The 23,370-nt window shown below is 51.4% G+C and carries 15 protein-coding genes; 1 reads left to right on the forward strand and 14 read right to left on the reverse strand.

What is annotated here, in order from left to right:
- Nucleotides 1-5 precede the first annotated feature (5 nt).
- From opp4B to NST07_RS27085, 7 genes are all read right to left on the reverse strand, one after another.
- The gene (gene opp4B, locus NST07_RS27055) at nt 6-968 is read right to left on the reverse strand and encodes an oligopeptide ABC transporter permease (RefSeq protein WP_341095641.1); all 963 of its coding nucleotides are present in this window, start codon (nt 966-968) and stop codon (nt 6-8) included.
- 5 nt (nt 969-973) lie between these two features.
- Nucleotides 974-1,909 carry an ATP-binding cassette domain-containing protein gene (locus NST07_RS27060; RefSeq protein ID WP_342480529.1) on the reverse strand — a complete coding sequence of 312 codons (936 nt, stop codon included), beginning with the start codon at nt 1,907-1,909 and terminating at the stop codon, nt 974-976.
- The gene (locus NST07_RS27065; protein WP_341095643.1) at nt 1,896-2,912 is read right to left on the reverse strand and encodes an ABC transporter ATP-binding protein; all 1,017 of its coding nucleotides are present in this window, start codon (nt 2,910-2,912) and stop codon (nt 1,896-1,898) included. Before NST07_RS27065 ends, NST07_RS27060 begins: the two co-directional genes overlap by 14 nt.
- Before the next feature lie 346 nt (nt 2,913-3,258).
- The gene (locus NST07_RS27070; RefSeq protein ID WP_342481978.1) at nt 3,259-6,243 is read right to left on the reverse strand and encodes a glycoside hydrolase family 48 protein; all 2,985 of its coding nucleotides are present in this window, start codon (nt 6,241-6,243) and stop codon (nt 3,259-3,261) included.
- 31 nt (nt 6,244-6,274) lie between these two features.
- On the reverse strand, nt 6,275-8,962 hold the full coding sequence (locus NST07_RS27075; RefSeq protein ID WP_341380410.1) for a glycoside hydrolase family 9 protein: 2,688 nt from the start codon (nt 8,960-8,962) through the stop codon (nt 6,275-6,277).
- 425 nt (nt 8,963-9,387) lie between these two features.
- Nucleotides 9,388-10,692 (reverse strand): replication-associated recombination protein A, encoded by a 1,305-nt coding sequence (locus tag NST07_RS27080; RefSeq protein ID WP_342480530.1) that lies wholly within the window; start codon nt 10,690-10,692, stop codon nt 9,388-9,390.
- 147 nt (nt 10,693-10,839) lie between these two features.
- On the reverse strand, nt 10,840-11,121 hold the full coding sequence (locus NST07_RS27085; RefSeq protein ID WP_038595570.1) for a CD3324 family protein: 282 nt from the start codon (nt 11,119-11,121) through the stop codon (nt 10,840-10,842).
- 501 nt (nt 11,122-11,622) lie between these two features.
- Between NST07_RS27085 and NST07_RS27090 the strand changes: the two genes are divergently transcribed.
- Nucleotides 11,623-13,641, forward strand: a complete 2,019-nt coding sequence (locus NST07_RS27090; RefSeq protein ID WP_342480531.1) for a methyl-accepting chemotaxis protein — start codon at nt 11,623-11,625, stop codon at nt 13,639-13,641.
- A 74-nt stretch (nt 13,642-13,715) separates the two neighbouring features.
- On the opposite strand, the gene NST07_RS27095 is transcribed toward NST07_RS27090, so the two are convergent.
- The 7 genes from NST07_RS27095 to NST07_RS27125 all read right to left on the reverse strand — a co-directional run bounded on the left by NST07_RS27095 (nt 13,716) and on the right by NST07_RS27125 (nt 23,279).
- A complete protein-coding gene (locus tag NST07_RS27095) occupies nt 13,716-15,911 on the reverse strand; it encodes a UvrD-helicase domain-containing protein (protein ID WP_342480532.1) in 2,196 nt (731 codons plus the stop codon).
- Nucleotides 15,912-16,070: 159 nt separating this feature from the next.
- Entirely contained in the window at nt 16,071-17,372 is a 1,302-nt protein-coding gene (locus NST07_RS27100; RefSeq protein WP_341095651.1) for an NCS2 family permease, read from the reverse strand.
- A 139-nt stretch (nt 17,373-17,511) separates the two neighbouring features.
- On the reverse strand, nt 17,512-18,267 hold the full coding sequence (locus NST07_RS27105; RefSeq protein ID WP_341379589.1) for a tRNA threonylcarbamoyladenosine dehydratase: 756 nt from the start codon (nt 18,265-18,267) through the stop codon (nt 17,512-17,514).
- Nucleotides 18,268-18,332: 65 nt separating this feature from the next.
- Nucleotides 18,333-20,111, reverse strand: coding sequence for an aspartate--tRNA ligase (gene aspS / locus NST07_RS27110; protein WP_076109154.1), 1,779 nt, complete (start codon nt 20,109-20,111; stop codon nt 18,333-18,335).
- A gap of 100 nt (nt 20,112-20,211) precedes the next feature.
- On the reverse strand, nt 20,212-21,465 hold the full coding sequence (gene hisS / locus NST07_RS27115) for a histidine--tRNA ligase (protein WP_342480533.1): 1,254 nt from the start codon (nt 21,463-21,465) through the stop codon (nt 20,212-20,214).
- An 807-nt stretch (nt 21,466-22,272) separates the two neighbouring features.
- Nucleotides 22,273-22,722, reverse strand: coding sequence for a hypothetical protein (locus NST07_RS27120; protein ID WP_341095659.1), 450 nt, complete (start codon nt 22,720-22,722; stop codon nt 22,273-22,275).
- A gap of 50 nt (nt 22,723-22,772) precedes the next feature.
- Complete coding sequence (locus NST07_RS27125; protein ID WP_341095660.1) at nt 22,773-23,279, reverse strand: type 1 glutamine amidotransferase domain-containing protein; 507 nt, start codon at nt 23,277-23,279, stop codon at nt 22,773-22,775.
- Nucleotides 23,280-23,370: the final 91 nt, after the last annotated feature.

Consider the following 23,370-nt stretch of genomic DNA (forward strand, 5'->3'; position numbering starts at 1 on the left):
GATCATTATTTAATCCGGATACGGGGATCAACAATGCCTAATATGATATCCGAGAGCAGGGATCCGATGATTTGAGCAATTCCATACAGCAGCACAAGTGCCGTTACAACGGTGAAATCGCGGATAACGATGGAGCTCAGGAACAGCTGGCCCATGCCGGGATAGCTGAAAATACTCTCTACAAAGATGGTGCCGCCGATCAATCCCGTAAGCTCATACCCGAAAAAAGCGGCAATCGGCAGGAGGGAGTTGCGTAAGATGTGGCGGTTGTACACCCGTGATTCCGAGGCGCCTTTTGCTCTTGCCGTAAGGATAAAATCCTTCTGCTTCGTATCAATGATTTCGTTCCGCAGATATTGGACCGTCCCGACGGTAGTAATCAGCGCAATGGATATGGCCGGAAGCAGCAAATGATATAACTTGCTCAGAATGTAACTCATCGTCCCGGGGACCTCGCCCGGTGATACACTTCCTCCGGTAGGGAACCAATGAAAGTAGAAACCAAACATCCAGAGCATAACCAGGGCTACGATAAACAAGGGGGCCGCAAAACCGACATAGGTATATCCTGTAATCAGCCGGTCGCCCCAGGTGTCATTGAAACGTCCGCTAATGATGCCAAGCGGTATTGCAATTAAATAGGTAATGACCAGAGTCGTCACAGATAACCACACCGTGTTCATCAGCCGCTGGCCAATCAGCTCAGTTACCGGCATCTTAAAGCGGAAGGACTGGCCCATGTCTCCCTGCAGGGCATTAGTGATCCAATCCCAATACTGGATGTACCACGGATCATTCAGGCCGAGCCGTTCCCGCATCGCTTCAATGGCGGCCGGATCAATGTTCGGATCGAGCATACCGGTGAGCGCATCTCCGGGCATGGCTTTGGCCATAAGAAATACCAGAATGCTGAGCAGAAATACTTGAGGGATCATAATCAATATTCTTCGTACAATAATCTTCCACATACGTCTCAACCTTTCTCGGGCATGGCCACCAAATGGGTATCGGAAATGGGTTGTAAAGGATAAGCTAAACCGTCATTGTCAAAATAGTTCCGGTAGGCTCCCTCGTACTCCTCACTTACGGACTTGCGGAACCGGGTCCGTTCGTCACGCTGCAATGGGTCAATGTCCGGGATTGCGGCAATCAGACGTTTCGTATAAATATGGCGCGGATTGTCAAAAATATCCTTAGGCGTCCCCTGCTCAACATGACGTCCCTTGTACATAATGCCGATATGATCGCACATATGTCTGATGATTCCGAGATCATGACTGATAAATAGGTAGGTTAAATTCAATTCCTTTTGGATGTCCCGTAAAAAGTTAAGCACTTGTGCCTGAACCGAGACATCCAGCGCGGACACCGGCTCGTCGGCGATGATCAGCTTGGGCTTCAGCGCAATCGCCCTGGCGATTCCGATCCGCTGACGTTGTCCGCCGGAAAATTCATGCGGATATTTATAAATGTTGTCCGGACTCAGGCCGACCTGCTCCAGCAGCTCCTGAACTCTCCGTTTCTCTTCCTGGGGGGACTGTTTGTCGAAATTGCGCAGCGGCTCGGCAATGATGTCGAGCACACGCTTCTTGGGATTGAGCGATGAATAGGGGTCCTGAAAGATCATTTGAACATCGCGGCGGACATTGTTCAGCTTGCGTGAGTTCTTCAGGGCTAAATCGGCGCCTTCAAAAAGAATGCTGCCGCCTGTAATCTCATTCAGCCCGATAATCGCTCTTCCTGTCGTTGTCTTACCTGAGCCTGATTCACCGACTAATCCGTAAGTCTGCCCGGTCTCAATGGTGAAATTGACCCGGTCGACCGCCTTTACCTCACCGACCGCTCTGCTGAATATGCCGCCTCGAATCGGGAAATGAACCTGTAAATCCTTAACTTCAAGCAGTGCCATGGCTGTCAGCCTCCTCAACGCTCTCGGGGAAATGAAAATGTCTGTAGCAGGTGCAGCGGACCAAATGACCCGGAGCGATTTCGTGCAGCTGTGGATTCTCCTCATGGGCTGATTCATCAATCCATGGGGTTCTGGCGGAGAAACGGCAACCCGTACGCGGCAAATTTTTGAGCGACGGGACGATTCCCTGAATCACATGCAGTCTGGACTTCGCTTCCTTGACCGTAGGTATCGAATTAAATAAAGATCTTGTATAAGGATGCTGCGGGTTGGAGGTCAGCGTATAAATATCAGCAATTTCGACAATTTGCCCGGCGTACATAACAGCTACGCGATCTGCCATTTCACTGACTACGCCCAGATCATGGGTAATTAGGATTATTCCCGCTTGCATATCATTTTTGAGCTTCTTGATCAGTTCAAGAATTTGCAGTTGAATCGTTACATCCAGTGCGGTTGTCGGTTCATCGGCGATTAGCAGCTGTGGTCCGTTGGCGATTGCGATGGCAATCACTACCCGCTGCCGCATGCCGCCGGATAATTCATAAGGGTATTGCTGATATGTATGCTCGGGACGGGGAATTCCAACCTTAGTCAACAAATCGATGACCTTTGCTTTTCTTTGTTTCTTGGAGAGGCCGGAATCATGAAGGAGAAGTACCTCTTCAATCTGCCGTCCGATAATCATAAGCGGATTTAGTGCAGCCAAGGGGTCCTGGAAAATCATCGACATTTCCTTGCCGCGGACCTTATTCAGCATACCTGGGGACATTTTGACAATATCCTGACCTTTGTAATACACATGTCCATCAATTTTTGCTTTGGTGTGCAGCCCTATTATTGAGAAAGCCAACGCACTTTTGCCTGATCCGGATTCTCCTACGATGGCGAGGATTTCGTTCTTCTTCACCGTGAGCGTCACATCATCGACCGCAGCGTAATAATCGTCTGCAATCTTGAAGGATGTCGTTAAATTCTCAATATGCAGCAAATCTTCACTCAAGTTCATCACCCTAACACTAGGATTTTTTTAGCAAGGAGCACTCATGTTATATACAGTAACCCTATCTATCAACTACGAATTTCCATTTAGGATTATATTGGAATTAATCCCTGAATGTTAGAGTTTATTCTAATTGACTTATGGTGAATTATCAATGATTTTTCCATAAAATTTTTTTATGGTGTTAAGTAACATGACAAATACGACAAGATTCGACGCATCTATTAGATTTTTTTGTCAAATATTTTCACAGTTTCGCATATGAAATGTGATATTAATAACAAAGCCGCAAATGTCCCGGAGTATTGGGGATTTGCGGCTTTTCATTTTACCTTCTACTGCACTTTTAAGGCTCTAATCCCCAGACCAGCGTTCCATTCAGGTAGAGTGGTACACGTGCCCAGTCAGTGAACGAGGTTTTGGCCGGGTCGTAAGAATAATCGCCGGTCTCGTTAAAATTGCTCCAATCGGTTTTGTTGATCCGCAGCTGAATTTCACCGGTGCTGGCTCTGGGAGCAAGGCTGCCCGCACCCGCAGTGAAGGAGATCTCCACATAATAATCTGCCTCTGTCACAGAGGGAGCCAGCTTGACGAATGTTCCCTGCACATTGCCGCTGCCTATAGCGGCATAGTCTACATTGAACTGCTGCGCCTTCTCGCCGTCTACCGTGTAGTAGTAGCGCAGCTTTACATCCTTAAGTGCAACCGAAGTATCCCCGCTGTTCACAATCCGCAGCTGCGGACGGAACTGGGCATCGCCCGGATTTGTATCATTGGTCCGATACTGCACGATCAGATTCCCTACAGGCGGCTCGGGAGCCGCTGCCGGCTTGGCGCTGACCTCGGGTGAATTCGGGCTTGTTCCTACTTTGTTAGCCGCACTGACGACATAAAAGTAGGTCGTTCCATTGACTACAGAGGTATCGCTGTAAGTGGCCTGGGTAACTACTGATACATCGCTGTAAGGACCTCCGCTGACAGTGGCCCGCTTAACTGTATAATTGTCGGCAGCAGTTACATTGTTCCAGCTAAGCTGTACAAAACCGTCGCCGGCAACAACAGCCGGTTTGGAGGGCGCTTTCGGGGCAACGGGCTCGACCGGACCGCTGCTGTTGTTGATTAACCTGTCATATTCGGCATAGGCCGTGGCCATATCCACTTGGGACCAGAAGCGGTGATACGTAAATTCAGGGGCTCCATTCTCCCATTGCTTGGTGGCCGTATTATATGACGAATTATATTTGTTAAGCAGGTACTGCCAATCGGGATCATTCACAATATCCGGCCGGATGTCAGTATAGCTGGCGTAGACACCGTTTCCGCCTTTGGCAGGATCGGAAGGTACTGTCGCTGTTCCCGGAATGCTATTGCCTTGTCCAAAAGTACCCGTCCAGCCGCTTGGGAAATAGATCTCCTTGGTGAAGTAACGGGCATAATCGCCACGGCTCTCCTTAGTTGCTATACCGACACCATCATTATATCCCCAAGCTGTATCCAGCAAGGATTTAGCCAGCTGCTGTGCCTTCCCGCCAAGCGCGGTATAACTGCCGTTTTCTGCCTCAGTACCTGCGGCATAGAAGGTGAGCGCTTTGATATAGCTGCCGAGTACACCGGTATCCTGGCTCGGGCTCTTGGTGACTGACTTTAAATTGCTGTTGCCGTCACTGCTTGCAAAACCTGTCCAGGTATCCGGTTTCCCCTGCCATTCCACATTGCCCGGAATCCAGAATTCTCCCGGAGCAGCAACTGTAGCCACTTGGGGATTATCACCGCCGAGAATGCGGTTGCCCTGGCTGTCCAGATAATAGCCCTCTGCATCCGTAACCGGCCGGCTGCCTGCAAAGACATAGTCCGTGGACCAGTCCACCCAGTTCTTCACCACCTGCTTGGCCATCTGGAAGTTCTCGGAGGTTGTGTCGCCGCTTGCAGCCAGAATGTAATACAGCTCGGCCACCCGTTCAACACTCCAGGCCTGCATTCCGAACCAGTTGTTGGACGGCGGATCATGGTAGACAGGCGCGTCATCATATGCCATGCCGTAGAAGGTGCTTGTGCCGGCAGGATAAGCCTTATAAGCACCTTCGTAGCTGTTCGTTGCTCCGCCGGCAATCGCGCCTTCGGCAGATTGCAGCCAGGTGTAGAACTCCAGCTGGCGCTTCAGCGAATTGCTCCAGTCCTGCCCTGCTGTTGCTGATGCCGGAACCAGACCTCCGTCCGGATTGGAAAGCGCGTAGGCTGCCACGACATTCTGGTAACCCTGATGCGCATGGCTGGCGCCGATTCTCCAGGCCCAATTGCCGGTTGAACCAAGCCCGCCGCCCCAAGCGGTATACCAGGCAAGCAGGTATTGGCTGGAATCCTTACCGGTTCCCGCTTCCGGTGTGCCGTCAGCTGCGCTGCCGATCTTTTGGAAATACTTGTCGTACATGCCGTAACGGAGATAATCCCCCATTTTCTTGGCCTTGTTCAGATAAACTGAATTATTATAGCCAAGCTCCTGGGCCCAGTACATAGCCTGAACTGCACGTGCATCTGCATCGGTAGCATTGGTATAACGCCACTGTGCTGCAGGCGCATTGCTTTCTTTGGTGAACAGGCTCATAAAGCCCTCACCTGTTTTGCCGAATGATTTGTCGTCCTGGGACGGATGCGGGACAGCTTCCCACACCGATTCCTGTTCGCCCCTCTGGAATGTATTTACATAAGCGGCTGTATGTGTAGGATTCAGCAAGTTGCCGAAGCCGTACCAGTTGTCCACATCCACCAGCCAATGCATAAGATAGGTCTGGTTGTTGCCATAGCTTGCTTTCAGTTCGGAATCAAGCGGATCTTTGCCTGCCGTGTACTTTCCGCTAAGCTGGCTTGGATACTGATCCGGCTGCGCATACTCGGAAGCGTAGGTAGCCGGGCTGTTCGCATTGTAATAACTCATCGTCGGCTGCTCCTGCTTGCCGTCGCCTTCATTAACAGGGATAATGTATTTCTCCATGTTGTCCCAAGCTGCTTCCAGCTTGCTCCAGTCGCCAGTATGATGGCCATACAGCACCTCGAGCCACATCCAGTAGCTGTAAGCTTCCGAAGTGGTCATATGCCCGTAATCAGGCGCTTCGCTCATCAATGTCTCTACCGCATGGTAGGGAATGCCTTCAGCCGAGAAATAGCCGTTCGCCGGATCCTTTAGCTGAGCATATAATTGCAGAAATCGGGTCTCCTCCGCCGAAGCGGCCTTTGCAGTTCCGGGGTTACCAGTAAAGAAACCAGTTATGAGTGAGAGAAACAGAATCGAGGCCATTATAGCGGAAATAGGCTTCTTGCTTAAGCTCAATTTCATCATTTTGGCTAGCTCCCTCTCTGTAGATAAATTATGGTTCTAAACCCCACACAAGTGTTCCGTCACGATACAGTGTCACCTTTTCCCATTCGGCGAAGGCAAGCTGCGTTCCACTGTAGGAATAGTCATTGCCCTCGCTATAATTCGTCCAGTCCTCCTTGTTGGTGCGCACCTGAATTTCACCGCTGTTCCCTCCGGGAGCAAGGCTTCCGGCACCTTCAGCAAAAGTGATCTCCAGATAGTAGTCCGCTCCGGTTAGGGCCGGATTAAGCTTCACAAAGGAACCGCTTACATTTCCGCTGCCGGCAACGGCATAATCGCAGTGGAATTGCTGGGTTTTGTCTCCGTCCACGGTAAAATAGTAGCGGAGCTTAAGACCACTCAGCGGTACCGCAGCAGTTCCCGTGTTCACAATCCGGAATTGCGGGCGCATCTGTCCGTCCCCGGGATTGTTGTCATTAGTACGGTATTCCACCCTTAAATCACCTTTTGCCGGAGTAGGTGTTTCACGCGGCTGGGCACTAACCTGCAGAGATGGCGTACTCTCGCCAACACTGTTCGAGGCGGTGATTACATAATAATAGGTAGTACCGTTAACCAGCCCGTTGTCGGAGTACACGGCCCCTGTAGTGCTTGCAACTACAGTGTAAGGTCCGCCACTCGTTACAGCACGTTTAACTGTATAGCCCGTTGCCCCGCTGACTGTGTTCCATGACAGTTTTACGCTGGCGTTCTCAGCAACAGCCGCTACACCGGAAGGCCGTCCGGGCACCTCCGGTTCACCCGGATGTCCACCTCCAGGAGGCAGTTCACCGAACACAAGCACCCCGGCATCGTATACCGGTATATACGCCGTTTTTACCGGAAGCGCTCCTCCCGTTGCCACGCCTTTGAAGGAATAGTCATTTGTATTGTCCCAGAAGAGCGTGTTGAGCGGAGCGGCGATCCGGAACTGGACTTCCTTCCGGTAAGCGGATTGACCGCCCGGATAGATCGCAGTACCGGTAAAATCAACCTTGGTGTAATAAATATGATGTTCTTCATCATAAGGCTGAAGTGCGGATACCGTTGCTCCCTGGTTGTAGCCACCGGCAGTGACCGTAATATCCTCAGGACCGTACCCTGCGGCAATTGCTTCGCTGAGGTCCAGATAATAATGGAAGGACATCGACTTGCTGACCCGTGCCGGCCAGCCGGAACGGTTGTTGAGCAGCGCCCGGATCTCTACAAAATTGCTGCCGCTGGCATTTACGGAAGCCTCGACGAACATTTCATCCTCAGGGGTCTCTGCCGCAGGAAACTGTGGTTGCGGCTGCTGCCCTTGCCCGTGGAGCAGCATCATTTTGGCCAATGCTCCTGTAAAGGCGGAATTGTAGTCGGTTGCCACTTCATTCGAGACATAGTCGTTGATCGAATCGGTATACGTGTCCGTCTTGGATGGACCCCCGACCAGCGCTCCGTATAGAACATGACGATGATCTGCCGGAGTAGACTGGCTGTCGCTCCATGAACCATGCGAGGTCCGGTGATGCGGATGCTGCGGCGAATTGTTACCATATCCGATCACATAGCTGCTGTTCCGCGGGTTGTCGCCCAGCATATACGTAATCTGCCGTTCCGCGAAAGAACGGGCCGTTTCGCCTTTGACAGGGTCGCTTACCCAGTCCGCATAAACAAACGCCAAAAATGCCTGGTTGGCGGCATATCTCAGGGCACCCCACTGATCCAGATGTGCCAATCCTCCAGGTGTATAGGCGACCCGGTCGCTAGTCCCGCCTACGCCGGTTGTCCAATACTGCATGTTGCGTTCTGTAGATTGAATGAACTTGGCATCCCCGGTAATCCGTGACAGCAGCAGCTGCGCACCGTAATGCTTGTCATCCCAGGATTGTGTCCACTGGTAACCCCATAATCCCGATTGGTTCGTTCCCCACAGACTGCTTGCGGCTACTGCCTTGTCCAGGTACGTCTGCTCACCGGTCGCCAAATAGAGCCATACACCGCCCCAGCTCAATTCATCGGCATAACCGCTCCATGAATTGTAATACTGCTTGACGTCGGTAATACTGTCCGAATAGGCGCCGCGGTAAGTGTCCGCAAATTGATACAGCTGTTTGGCATGCAGCAGCAGCTTGTCCGCATAGACAGCATCCGAATCCCTGAAGATAATCGATGCCGAAGCCAGCGCCGCTGCGGTTTCTGCCGCCAGATCAGAGCCGGGATGAGTTGCATCAATTTTGTAGGAGGGCCGCTGCATTTGCATCACTTCCGCTGCTCCCCACCAATTATGGTCGGCCGTTCCGTTCCCTACTTGTCCCCATAGCTCATTTGGAGCTGTATGGGCTTTGACAAAATAGTCGGTAGCCCAGCGGATATTATCCAGAATCTCCTCCAGCTGGCCGGACTGCACGTAACCATCCTTGTATTCATAGACCGACCAGGCCAACATCGTAGCTGTATAAGCCATTGGAAATCCAAATTTGACATGATCACCCGCATCATACCAGCCCCCGGATAAATCGTGGCCGACATCCGCACCATCCAGAAGTCCGGAGTCCCCTCGCCACTCGACCCGGTTGTCTTCCGGCAGATCGCCTGAACGCTGAGCCTCATAGAAATAAATCGATTTTTGCAGTGCCTCCGCGTAGTTGTAGTCGGCAGCCGCTGCTGTGCCCACAGATGGATGAAATACAGCTCCGGAACATGTAACCGCTAACATAAAGCTCAAGGACAAAACCCAGCCCTTCTTGATCCCTTTGCCCATCTTAGCCCTTCTCCCTTCTTGTCCTTCTTGTCCTTCTTGTCCTTGTGTTCAATTTCATCTCTGCACAGACTCTTCAAACCGTGGTCCTAACTCTCTTATTCATCCCCAATAAAGTTTTCCACCTTCTTCCCGGGTATCTTTAGGATGATTTTCATCCTATGTAAATATATACCATATATAGGAATAGAATTCTATATACAAAATAGCAAATATGTAATAAAAAATAGATATTTTTGTAAAAAAATTGGAGTCTATCAGAAAAAACGCGAGTCCGTTAAACAAAAAACCGCTTCTTTTACAAAAGGAATGAAATCTCCCCCTGTAAAATAAGCGGCTGATGAATAATATGGAGAAAGTTGTATAATCGAACGCCTATATGACTACTGTCCGCGCCGAAGCGACTGGTTATGGCGGATCTTCGCTTCATTGCCTTGTTCAGTAGCCTGATAAAAGACCCGGCGTGCAATAGCCTTAGGCAGATAATCCTGTTTGACATAATGGCCCGGAAAATTATGCGGATACTGGTAGCCCTCATGGCCGAGCTTCACGGCTCCTTTATAATGCGTATCGCGCAGATGCAGTGGTACTTCAGCCGATTTCAACTCGTCGATACTGGCCATGGCATTCGAAATCGCCACGGTCACGGCATTCGATTTCGGACTTTCCACCGCAAACAGGATCGCCTGGGCAATATTCAGCTTGGCTTCCGGCCAGCCGTTATTGCGGTAGGCTTCAAGTGCGCTGACCGCCTGGACCATCGCCTGCGGATTGGCGAGGCCGATATCCTCACTGCTGGCAGCGATCAGCCGGCGGATGAATGTCATCGGGTCCATCCCCAGCTTCTCCACAGCATAGAGAAACCAGAACAGCGCCGCGTCGCTGGAGCCGCGGATGCTTTTATGAAACGCAGACAACACATCATATTGCGTCGATTCATCCGCTTTGACAATCGGGCGGCGGATGGATTCTTCAGCCACCGCAAGTGTAATATGCACACTGCCGTCCGGTTCCGGCGCAGTGGTCATGGCAGCCAGCTCAAGTGCATTAAGCGCCCGGCGGATATCGCCGTTGGCCATCGTTGCAATATGCTGTAAAGCTTCTTCATCCACCTGCAGCTGCATGAAGCCAAGCCCCCGCTGCTCATCGGTAAGCGCCCGTCTCATAGCAATCAGACTGTGCTCACTGGTCAGCGATTCCAGCTGGAACAGTGTGGAGCGGCTCAATAACGCCCCGTTCACATAGTGGAACGGGTTCTCCGTCGTCGCGCCGATAAAGGTGATGGTCCCCTTCTCCACAGCGGGAAGCAGTGCATCCTGGCGGGAGCTGTTGAAGCGGTGCACCTCATCCAGAAACAAAATGGTCTTGGAGCCGTACAATGCCTTATTGCTCTGAGCACGCTCGATCACTTCCCGCACATCCTTGACCGAGGCTTCGACCGCATTCAGGCGGACGAATTCCCCCTGTGTATGATGGGAAATAATATGGGCCAATGTTGTTTTTCCGCAGCCTGGAGGGCCGTAAAGCAGAATAGAGGAGACCTGATCTGCCTCAATAGCTCTGCGCAGCAGCTTCCCCTGGCCAACAATATGCTCTTGTCCTATATATTCATCAAGATTCGCCGGACGCATTCGGTCCGCCAGCAGGCGTCCGCTACCGGTGTCTTCCCCGAGCGAAAATAAATCCATTGTTCCACTTCCTTGCTGTAATCTTGTAGGTCGGCACTATTAGGATACCTCCCACTATCATACCATACTGCGTATACACCCTTGTATTTAAAAAGAGCATGACCTCGCCTCCTCCGGCGGTGCCATGCTCTTTGTTCAAAGTTCAGGCTAGCGGTTCAGCGCCAGCCGCATTTTTGAAATAATCTTGCGGATGCTTTCTTCGGATAAATGGTATCTCTTCTGCAGCTCGTTCACTGAGCAGCCGCTGCTGTGACTGCAGAATATCTCCTCGTTCCGGCTGGCAATCTCCTGCCTGGATCCGCTGTTCTCGCCCCATCTTACCCTTTGCTCGGTTTTCTTGGGGATGTATAGCAATTCACCCTGGATGTATCCCTGAAGCTCTTCGAGCAGGCCCGGGGGGAGCACATCCTTCCCATTTACATAACTCACTTTTTACTTCCTCCTTCAACAGGTGTGTCCCTTTGTGTCCGACGACTGCTTGTAATGAATTGATCACGTCACCTGCCTCCTTTCTTCAGCTCATATTTGGTAAATACCGTAAGTTCATTATATAAAAACCATTGGATAGCGTCTACATCCGGTTTTGATCACAACTTTATGTGAATTATTTATTTCTATGTTTTTTAAATAAGGAGGCCTTTCGGCCTCCTCCGGTTATGCGGATTTCCGTCTTAGACGGAAACCACCTCGTATACTGAAATCATTTCAATCAGCCTCCTTCCAGAGTAATCTGCCCGGCCGGACACTTATTATTAAGCCATACCCAGGGATAGGTTACAAGTTCAAGAACAGTTATAACTGTTCTTCACCAGATGGGAACTTATTTTTTTAAGAAAAATCTAAAAAATAAGTCGATTAGTGTCGAAATATAAAAGTAATTATCTATTAACTAATAGATATGGAAGTAATTAAAAGCAGGAGGAATATAATATGACAGCTAAAAGGCACATCCTCAAACAAGTATTCCGCATCAAGAAACTCAGAACTGAACTAATGGCTTTTATCATTACCGCCATTGCAGTTCCTTCGCTTGTACTAGCTGTCAACTCTTCAGAAACTTCCAAAACAGAGCTGCAGGGCAAAATGGAGGAAACTACAAAATCGAGCATTCATCTTCTCGATAAGACACTTGAGCAATTAATACAGCTCGAGAGCAGCAATGTGAATCAGCTTGCCTATCAAATTACTGCGGCGGATCTGACAGCGAACTCTCCACGCGTACGGAATCAGATCAACAAATTTAAAGCGGAGCATCCTGAGATCGACATCGTTGCTTTAGGCAACAGCGATGGCAAGTTTATGTTCGCGCCTGATTCCAAACCAAACGACTATGATCCCCGGGTCCGCGACTGGTATATTGACGCGCTGAAGACACCGGACCGCACATCCGTTATCAACCCGATTTTCTCCAAGGTTACAAACTCCTTCATCCTGCCGATCTCCAGAGCCTTTCAGGACGGCAAAGGGGTAGCTACAATCAGTTTGAGCATGAGTGGGCTTATGGAACTGGCGCAGAATGTCAGCCTCGGTTCCAGCGGTTATGTATATATACTGGACAGCAGCAATAAGGTTATCTACCATCCTACTCTGGAGGTAGGAAGCCCCGTTACAGGCGGGCTGCTGGATACGCTGAATGCGGCCCCGGCAGGCAAAGTGTCTTACAAAGACAGTGCCACAGACCAGGTAATGGACGGCTTTTACATTACGAATGAACTTAGCGGCTTTAAGCTGGTCGGTGTGCTGCCCGAGAGCGAGTATGCAGAGGCCGTTTATCCTATTTTGTATAACTCAGCTATCGTTTTGCTGGTTGCGCTGCTTCTGGCCGCTGCAGTAACGTTCTTCATTATCCGCCGCATTACCAAGCCGCTTGAGCAGCTGAACCGTTCGGCAAAGCGTGTCAGCGAGGGTTATCTGGACGAAGTGGTCCACACCACACGTAAAGATGAAATCGGGCAGCTTGCGGGCAACTATAATGCCATGGTAGCGTCGCTTCGAAAGATGGTGCAGGATGTGGCCGAAACATCAGGCCAGCTCGCAGCTGCCAGTGAGCAGCTGACAGCCAGCACCGGCGAGAACAGCAAGGCAGTGGAGTATGTCACCGGACTGGTGGAGGAATCCACCCGCGGTGTGGAAACCCAGGCCTATGCATCCTCCGAGGTAGCCGTAACTATGGATGAAATGTCCGAAGCCATCCACAAAATTGCTTCCGCTTCCCAGGCCATTGTAAGTGCCGCAGTACAGACTGAACAGGTTGTGAACACCGGAAGCACCAGAGTGCAGCATGTCAGCGAGCAGATGAAGACAATCCGCCAGTCCGTTCAGCAGTCCGGCGGACTGATTTCCGAACTTAACGGGCTTAGCACAAAGGTAGCAGAAGCAAGTACAGCGATCTCCGCGATCGCGAAGCAGACCAATCTATTGTCGCTCAATGCAGCTATTGAAGCTGCCCGTGCCGGAGAACAGGGCAGAGGATTCGCCGTTGTTGCCGGAGAGGTGCGGAAGCTGTCCGAAGCCTCCCATGTCAGTGCGGGTCAAATCCAGGAGACCATTACCGAAATGGTCGGCCTGATCGCCAGCGCCTATGATGTAATGAAACATAAAGTGGCCGAAGACGTTGAGCAAGGCATGAACCTGGCGCTGGAAGCGAGCGATGCCTTCATCCAAATTGAGCAGTCTACCCGGCACGTGGGCGAACAAATTCATGAGGTTTCGGCGATTACCGAGCAAATGTCTGCCAGCTCGGCAGAAGTGGCTGCCTCCGTACAGGAGATGGCTGCCATCTCGCGGGCAGCGCTGGATTCCTTCCAGAGCGTAACAGCTGCAACGGAGGAACAGCTTGCTTCCATGGAGGAGATTACGGCCTCCTCTACAGCGTTGTCCGCTATGGCTTCCGATATGCAGCAGCAGGTGGAACGGTTCCATATCACGGAACAAAACGAGATGAAATAAGATGTTCTCACCCTATAGAATATAAAAAGTGGACCGCCCTGTTTATGACAGGCGGTCCGCTTTTTATAGTTGCACTACTGTGATTCAGGCCAGCCGGAGACTGCCTCTTCTCCAAACAGCTGTACATAAGGCGGCAGCTGCCCGTCATGCAGCAGCCACAGTTCATGCAGCGCACGGGTACAGCCGACATACATCAGCTTCGCGTCCCAGGCCGCTTCCCCGTAATGTCCGCTGTCCGCGTCTGCCAAGATAACAGCGTCGAACTCCAGCCCTTTGGACAGATACACCGGCAGTACAGACAGCCCGCCCTGATATTCAGTCATGCTGCCGTCAATCAGGTGAAGATCGTCAAACTGTCCGGCAAGCGAGTCGTACAGCTCAGCAGCTTCCCGCAGGCTGCGGGTTAAGACAGCCACTGTGCGGTATTCACGCCCGGAGAGGGCCCCCAGAGCCGTTCTGACGGCACTGAGGCGCTCACTCCCGGCTGCTGTTGCCGCCGGCTGGCGATCGGCGTAAGAGATCAGCCGGACCGGGTTGCCGCTGCGGAAGACCGGAACGGCTAGCAGGGAGCTGCCAACACCGGAAGACAATATGCTGTTGGCAAATTCAATGATTTCCATGGTGGACCGGTAGCTGCGGGTCAGTGCATGATAGGCCGTATGTTCCGGTGCAAACAGCGTCTGCATCTCTTCCCAGGCATGTACGCCCTTGTAGGCATGTATCCCCTGTGACAAGTCGCCCAAAATGGTAAAGGAATGACCCTTCACATACAAATCAAGCACCGCAATCTGGAAAGGCGAGAAATCCTGCGCCTCATCAATAACGATATGGTCAAAGCGGTCCCCGCCTTCATTTCCGCTGAGCAGATAATGAATATAGAGCAGCGGCGGCAGATCCTCTTCGCGCAGGATGCCTTTTTTGAGCTCCTTGACCGTTTCCTTCAGCACACCTTGCGGAATAATCTCCGGGGCTGCAGCCGGCCAATGCTCCGGAACCTTTGCCGCCCGGAAAATCTGCTTATAGATCATAAGCGGATCATATTTGGGCCACTTGCCGCTGTAGGTCTTCTCGCGTGCCGCCGCTTTTTTCTTGCGTTCCTTCAGCGCTGCCTGCGAAGGGCTCTTCTTCAGCTCCATCTCAATCCAGCGGTGAATTCTGGCCATCACACGCTCTTTGCGTTTGGCCGGCGGATAGGGGGCGTATTCCTCGTTATGCCAGCGCAGAATCATCGAACGCCGCAGTACCGCACCTTCCCAGGGAATGAAATCCCCCTCCGGCACCGCACCGGTCTCAAGGAGCTTGATCGTGGATTCAATAATCTCCATCAGCACCGTCGAACCCTTGAAGCGGCCCGGTGTTTCTTCAGTAATCACCGGCATGCTGCCTGCCGTTTCGAACCAGCGGTTCATCGTTTCCGCTGTATCTTGCTCCGGCAGTGTGATCCCCAGCACGTCCGCAGCCCAATCCGGGAAGGTACTCTGGGCAATGTTGCCCACGCCAAGCTCCGGCAGGACATCCGAAATATAATCCAGGAACATCCGGTTCGGGGCGAAAATAATCATTTTCTCCGCGGAGACCTGTTCCTTGTATTGATACAGCAGGAAAGCCAGGCGGTGCAATGCAACCGTTGTTTTTCCACTTCCGGCCACACCCTGAATGATCAGCGCCGTATTCTTCGCGGCACGGATAATCTTGTCCTGCTCCTCCTGAATCGTCGAGACGATATCGCGGAGACGGTTGTCCTTATTCTCGCCCAGGCGGTATACGAGAAATTCATCGGATACGGCCGGGGCGTCGCTGTCGCGGTTGTAGGTATCCGCCACCCGCTCCAGGATTTGCTTGCGGATCACCACGTTGCGTTTTAAATATACCAGCCCCTCAATCAGCCCCTCCGGGGCTTCATAGGAGGCCGGCTCAGTTCCGCCTGTAAACGAATAGAACAGGCTTGCTACCGGTGCGCGCCAGTCAATGACTAGCGGACGGTCGCTTACCTGTTCTCGGTCTACGCCGATTTTGCCAATATATAGTGCCTTGCGTTCGTCCTCGTCATTGCCCTGAAAATCAAGCCGTCCGAAATAAGGCTCCTGCCTAAGCTTGGCAAGATCTTTGCGCCTCTGTTCTCTGGAATCCTCCAGCACTTGCTCGGTATACTCGCTTCCTGTGTACACCGGTATGCTGCGCAGTCTCTCCAGGACAGTGTCGATCTCTGTAAGCGCGCTGTTCAGCCTGTCTTCTTCCTCTTGATAGGCACTTTGAAAGTCGTCTTCCAATTTCAGTTACCTCCTAAAAGTAATCTTAAAGAATGATCTCGTGCAAGACTGGCTTCACTCACACAAAAAGGATACTCATCATATCACAACAGACCGGTCAAATCCACATATTTCAAATTATAGTATACAGGCGAGTCTGGATAAGCTGCTCCACCAGGTTTAACCCATTAAAGCATGCAATACAAAATTCGCCACAAAAAGTCCGGCGATGCCGTACAGCGCAGGCGGCACTTCCTTGCCCCGGCCCATAGCGAGTTTAACGATGGGATAAGTAATGAAGCCAAATGCCATACCGTCGACAATGCTGTAGGTGAACGGAATCATCACCATGATCAGGAAGGACGGAAACAGCTCGGTCATATCGCTGAGATCCATTTCACGTACGCTTTGCACCATAAGACCGCCGATTACAATCAGGATCGGTGCGATGGCGCTGTCCGGCACATAAGCCAGCAGCGGGATGAACAGGAAGGTTGCCCCGAACAACATGCCGGTAACCAGCGAGGTAAGCCCGGACTTGCCGCCGGCCGCGATGCCTGCAGTCGATTCTGCGGCAGCGACTACCGGACTGCTGCCGAACAGGCCTGCCGCTATATTAGCGATGGACAACGCGCGCAGGCTGCTCTTGAATCGCTCCGGGCGTCCTGCCATCAGCGTCTGGGAAGAGATCAGCCCGATATTTTCAAACACGACAATCAGCAGCAGCAGGAACACGGCAATCACGAACACAAGGCTGAACCCCCGGCTCAAGTCCATTCCTGCAAATACATCACCATAGCCGGAAAACACATGGCCGGAATCCGCCTGATCCGGGGCATGCGCCGCACCTAACAGATAGGCAAGTCCTGTGCCCACAATCATGCTGATCAGCAGTCCCCCGCGTGTTCCGCGGATGAACAGCACCAGTGCCAGAACCAGGGTTACGCAGGAGGTTATCACAGCAGGGTCGCTGAAATGTCCGATCGCGACAAATGTCGTCCGGTGGGCGATGACGATTCCGCTTTTTTGCAGGCCTATGAAGGTCAGAAACAAGCCGATTCCGACAGTAATCGCATGCTGCAGATTATGAGGAATAGCGTCACTGAGAATACGGTACAGTGAGGTGAACGCCACAATTGCAAACAGCACCCCGGTCACAACTACAACAGCGAGCGCTTCCCGCCAATCCAGCTTCATGGAATGCACCAGCGTATAGGTGAAAAAGGCATTAATGCCCATTCCCGGCACGACGATAATCGGTGTCTTACCGCCGAAGGCCATAAGCAGACAGCCGGTAATTGCCGTCAGCAGCGTAGCCACCATACCGGCCCGCAGCGGCATCCCCGCATCATGCAGAATAGCAGCGTTGACCATAACAATATATACAGAAGCAAAATACGATAGGATCCCAGCCGCCCATTCCTGTTTCCAGTTGTCGCCCGGCTCCAGGCCAACGCTATTTCGCCAAAAATTCGATTTCATGCAAATACCTCCACTGATGGTAAATTCCTGCGTTGTTTCCGGATTTCAAAATCACAATAAAAGGGCGTAAGCAGCCGGAATCCGGCTGCACGCCCTTTTGTCCTTTGGTTAGTTCGAGCTAAGATAAGCCTGCTTTCGTTTATACGTTTACTCCGCCAGCCTTCAAAAGGTCCTGTACGGCTACACTCACCATAATAAGTCCAACTACCGGAGGCACAAACGAGTTGCTGGCAGGCGGCAGTTGAGCCTTGCGTCTGTCCGGCGCATCTTCGGGAACGATTTGCTCGGTCACATCCACACGCGGTTTCACCGGCTTCTCGGTGGAGAAGACAACCTTGACACCTTTTTTGATTCCATCCTTGCGCAGCTTTTGGCGGATCACACGGGCAATCGGGTCCATCTCCGTCTTGGAAATGTCAGCCACCTTAAAGCGTGTCGGGTCCATTTTGTTAGCTGCGCCCATGCTGGAAACCATCGGGATTCCCCGGCTTAGGCATTCTTTAATGAGATGGATCTTGTAAATAATCGTATCCGAAGCGTCGATGACGAAATCGGGCTTGTATTTGAAGAGCTCCTCATAAGTTTCATCCGTGTAGAACATATTCAGGGCAATGGCTTCGCATTCCGGATTGATCAGCTTGACACGATCCACCATCAAATCCGCTTTTTTCTGTCCGATGGTTGTCGTAAGCGCATGAATCTGGCGGTTGATATTGGTGATATCCACTGTGTCTTTATCAATCAGGATAATGCGGCCGATACCTGTACGGGCCAGAGCCTCAACCGACATGGCCCCTACGCCGCCAATGCCGAGCACAGCCACTGTACTGTTCTTCAAAATCTCCAGACCTTCCGGTCCGATGGCCAGCTCCGTACGCGAGAACTGATGCAGCATGATGTAGCGCCTCCTTCAAAAAGCCGGCGAAGCAGCGCTGCCGCTCCGCTTAGGCCTGGTTAGATTTAGTTCTTTACCTTCTCCGGCTTCGGAGCCAGCTTGATGTGCAGCTGTTCCAATTGTATTGCATCTACCGGTGCCGGTGCATCCATCAGCAGGTCAGTCGCACTTGCCGTCTTAGGGAAGGCAATGGTTTCGCGCAGGTTGGTACGGCCGGCAAGCAGCATTACGAGACGGTCGAAACCAAAGGCAATCCCGCCGTGCGGAGGTGTTCCGTATTCAAATGCATCCAGCAGGTAGCCGAATTTCTCGTATGCAACCTCCGTTGAGAAGCCGAGTGCATCGAACATTTTTTCCTGTACCTCACGTTTGTAGATACGCTGAGAGCCGCCGCCTACCTCGTAGCCGTTAAGCACGATATCGTAAGCCTGGGCACGGATAGCACCCGGATCAGTCTCAAAGAGGTGCAGGTCTTCATCCATCGGACGAGTGAACGGATGATGTTCTGCCACATAACGTTTCTGGTCTTCGTCGTAGCTAAGCAGCGGGAATTCAGTAACCCATGCGAACTTGAACACATTGTCGTCAATCAGGCCAAGCTGGCGTCCGATCTTCAGGCGAAGTGCACCCAGTACATCGGCTACCACCTTTTTATTATCAGCAGAGAAGAGCAGCAGGTCGCCTTCTTCGGCACCGGTACGTTCCTTCACGGCAGCAATTTCTTCCTCGGTGAAGAACTTCACGATAGGCCCCTTGAATTCGCCATCCTTCACTTGAATCCAGGCAAGTCCTTTGGCTCCGTAACGCGCGGCATAAGGTCCAAGATCGTCGATCTCTTTACGGGTCCAGGTACCGCAGCCTTTAGCGTTGAGGCATTTTACTTCTCCGCCCTTCTCGATCACAGAGGCGAATACTTTGACGCCGCTGCTGGCTACGATGTCATTCATTTCAACCAGCTCCAGGCCAAAACGCAGGTCTGGCTTATCTGAGCCGTATTTGCCGATGGCTTCGGCATAAGTCAAACGCTGGAACGGCAGGGCAATTTCGACGCCAATCGTTTCTTTAAGCAGGCGCTGCATCAGGGTCTCCATCATCGACAGCAGATCATCCTGCGGCATGAAGGAAGTCTCGATGTCGACCTGGGTGAATTCCGGCTGGCGGTCAGCGCGCAAATCTTCATCACGGAAGCAGCGGGCGATTTGATAATAGCGCTCAATACCGCCGACCATCAGCAGCTGCTTGTAGATTTGCGGCGATTGCGGAAGTCCAAAGAACTCGCCTTCATGTACCCGGCTCGGCACCAAATAATCACGGGCGCCTTCAGGTGAACTTCTGGTCAGGATTGGTGTTTCGATATCAATAAAACCTTCGTTGTCCAGGAAATCGCGGAAAATCTTCGCCGATTTGGAACGAAGCAGCATCGTTTTGTACATCTCCGGACGACGCAGGTCGAGATAGCGGTATTTCATACGCAGGGATTCATCCACTTCCACACCGTCTTCGATGAAGAACGGCGGCGTTTTCGCGGCATTGAGTACTTCAATATCCGTAATCTGCACTTCAATCTCTCCTGTAGGCAGGTTGCGGTTAATGGTTTCTTCGTCCCGCTTAACCACTTTCCCCGTAACAGCGAGCACATACTCACTGCGCACTTTATCTGCAATTTGCAGCGCTTCGCCGGAATAGTCGGGATTGAAAACGATTTGTACGATTCCGCTGCGGTCGCGGAGATCAATAAAAAGTACGCCCCCAAGGTCGCGGCGGGTCTGCACCCATCCGTTCAGAGTTACGGTCTGGCCGATATGCTCCGGCGTCAATTGTCCACAGTGATGGCTTCTGGTCATAATATATTCTACCCCTTCATGGTTAAAAGTAACTGCGCTTATATGAATCAGTGAAGCCTTCTTCCTCTTGCAACAATACAATTACTTCATGCCAAGCTGTCTAGTCCAGCGACTGTCCCAGCTCTTCCAGCTTGATGGTCCGCTGCTCGCCAGTAGCCATTGATTTCAGCGCAATGACGCCGCTGTTCAGCTCATCTTCACCAAGAATCGCTGTGTACCGAGCCGACATGCGGTCGGCCGATTTCATCTGCGCCTTCATCTTGCGGCCCAGATAATCCCGCTCTGCAGAAAAGCCAAGACTGCGCAGAATGAACAATTGTTTCGTAATCTCCAGATCGGCCGCTTCGCCAAGTGCCACGAAGTATACATCCAGCGGCTTCACCGTCTCCAGCTCTACCCCTTGATTCTCCAGAATCAGCAGGATCCGCTCCAGCCCGATGCCAAAACCGATGCCCGGCTGATCCGGACCGCCGATTTCCTCCACCAGACCATTGTAACGGCCGCCGCCGCCGACCGTGTCGATAGATCCGATGCCGGCTGCTTTATATTCAAACGCTGTATGCGTGTAATAATCCAGTCCGCGTACCAGACGGGGATTAATGCTGTACTCCACACCCATGATATCCAAATGCATTTTGACCTTCTCAAAATGAGTTGTGCATTCTTCATCCAGGCTATCCAGAATGGAAGGCGCACCGCCGAATTTGTCCTGGTCCACCTTGCAATCCAGCACGCGCAAGGGGTTGCGGTCCATACGCCGCTGGCAGTCACTACAAAGGTTGTCCCTCATCGGTCTGAGGAAATCCAGCAGCTTCTCCCGGTACGCCGCACGGCTAGGTACGTTGCCCACGGAGTTCAGCTCTACCCTTACATCCCTCAGTCCCAGATCCTTATAGAACTGGTACCCTAGAGAAATCACTTCCGCATCAATCGCCGGATCTACTGCTCCAAATGCCTCGATGCCGAATTGGTGAAATTGGCGGTATCTTCCCGCCTGCGGACGCTCATAACGGAACATGGGACCGATATAATACAGCTTGTTTACATCCGGCTCACCGTAGAGCTTGTTCTGAACATAAGCACGGACCACTCCGGCCGTTCCTTCCGGACGGAGTGCCAGATCGCGGTCGCCCTTATCCTTGAAGGTGTACATCTCGCCTTCTACAATGTCTGTTGTTTCTCCTACACCGCGTTCGAACAGCGCAGTGTGCTCGAACATAGGAGTGCGGATCTCCCGGTAATTGAACCGGCGGCAAAGATCCCTGGCCTTCCCTTCAACATACTGCCATTTCTCAACCGCACCCGGAAGCACATCCTGCGTGCCTGTTGGTTTCTCGAATCTTTCTTTAGCCACAGCCTATCCCTCCTGAAAATAACCCCTCTGCCTGTCTGTTTGTCAACTTCTAAAAAAAACAAAAAATCCCTCGCCCTGTTTATATCAAACAGGGACGAGGGATTATTATCAACCTAATAATACACCCGTGGTACCACCCACATTCCGAATCCATGCAACTGCCTGAATCCGCTCTAAGCGGTTAACGCCCGCCTACGCGCAATCGGCTACTGACTTCCGGCAATCTTCATTGCCTGCTTTCGCCGTGCGTTCTCGGGGAGGTCATTCATCCGTTCATCAACAGAATCCTTACAGCCGGGCGGAAACGGTAAGCTCATCCTACGGTAGGACGATTTCCATCTCTGCGGGGGATTCCTCTCTGGGGTTGTGGGGTACGGATTACTTGGTCCCGTCATCAAAACTATATGACAATCTGTATATTGTTAGATTCTACTGAACCACTGCGCTAAAGTCAAGGAATCCAATAAAAAAAGCTATTACAAAAAAAGTGACCTACAGCCGATTGCTGCAGGTCCATCATCATATATTATAAAAAAGGGGGTCATGCTTCTATTATAAACACGCTATATTAAGGAATCATGAATGTAATATTACGGTTGTATTACAGAAAAGAAAGCGTTTTATAAATCTGGACAATCCCTTACTGAAACACAAGGACTACTTTACACTACAACATAATTCCCTGTCCAGAGAAATCAAAGAAATATTACTATTCTTGGATTTTAAAAAGCTCCGCCAATCCCTGTAACGGATTTGGCGGAGCTGTAGTTTCGCAACTATTCATCTGCGAGAGAGCGTGCTCTCTTTTTAATCAAAGATTTCCACGTAAGCACGCTTCCGGCGCAGCGTCTCGATAATCTCATCCTGTTTGCCGTCAGCCACCTTAACTTCCATGACATAACGAAGATCGTCCAAATCCCTGTCATCAAATTCAGCATGATTCCGGACATCACCCGCACTGCGGTTATCCAAATCATCAGGACCGTCATTCGCATCGATTGCCGGTACAATAGGTGCACCAACAATCGGGCCGGAGCCTGCAACCGCACCCGTAGCGCCAAATGTGCCACCGGTCATCGCGGAGTTGTTATAAGGAACCAAGGGAATCAGGATATTATTTCTGTAATTTCCGTCTGTTTTTAAAGGATCCGTCAGCGGGGATACTTCCAGATTATCCACTCCGTAAGGAATCAATGCCGTCTTAGCGCCTTCTGCTTCATCTTCTGTTCTGAAATAAGCCTGGATTCTTCTACTCATTGTCGTTCCCTCCTTGGATTGTTGTTTAGATTTTTGGGGCCAAGCTTTTATTACAACACCTTCAACAGCTCACGCACAAATGCGGGCTCATCTTTCGGTGTGCGTGAAGTAATGTAATTGCCGTCCACGACGACCTCTTCATCCTTAAATTCCGCTCCGGCGTTAATAACATCATCCTTAAGTGGCGGATAGGAAGTCACCGTGCGGCCTTGCAGCAAGTCTGCACTGATCAGGATTTGCGGTCCGTGGCAGATGGAGGCAATCGGCTTGCCTGTTCCATCGGCTTCCTTCACAAAGCTCAGGATATCAGGGTCGAGCCGTAAATTTTCCGGGGATGAGCCTCCGGGAATAACCACAGCGTCATAGTCTGCTGCTTTCACCTCGCTGATGGCTTTATCGGCTGCATAGGACACACTGCCTTTTTTGCCAAGCAAGGTTTCGTTTTTCTTCAGACCGATGATCTCCGCCTGATGCCCTGCTTTTATGACTTCATCGTAAGGTACCTTCATTTCGGAATCTTCAAAACCGTTGGCGAGCAGAAATGCAACTTTACTCATGAGATTAATTCTCCTCTCCACTTTTCTGTTCTCGTCTTCTTATTACCCTTATTGCAGCGCTTTCTAACGAAGTGAAGCTGCTTACCTTTCT

Origin of the sequence: Paenibacillus sp. FSL L8-0340 (assembly GCF_038593145.1) — a bacterium.
GTDB lineage: Bacteria > Bacillota > Bacilli > Paenibacillales > Paenibacillaceae > Paenibacillus_AQ.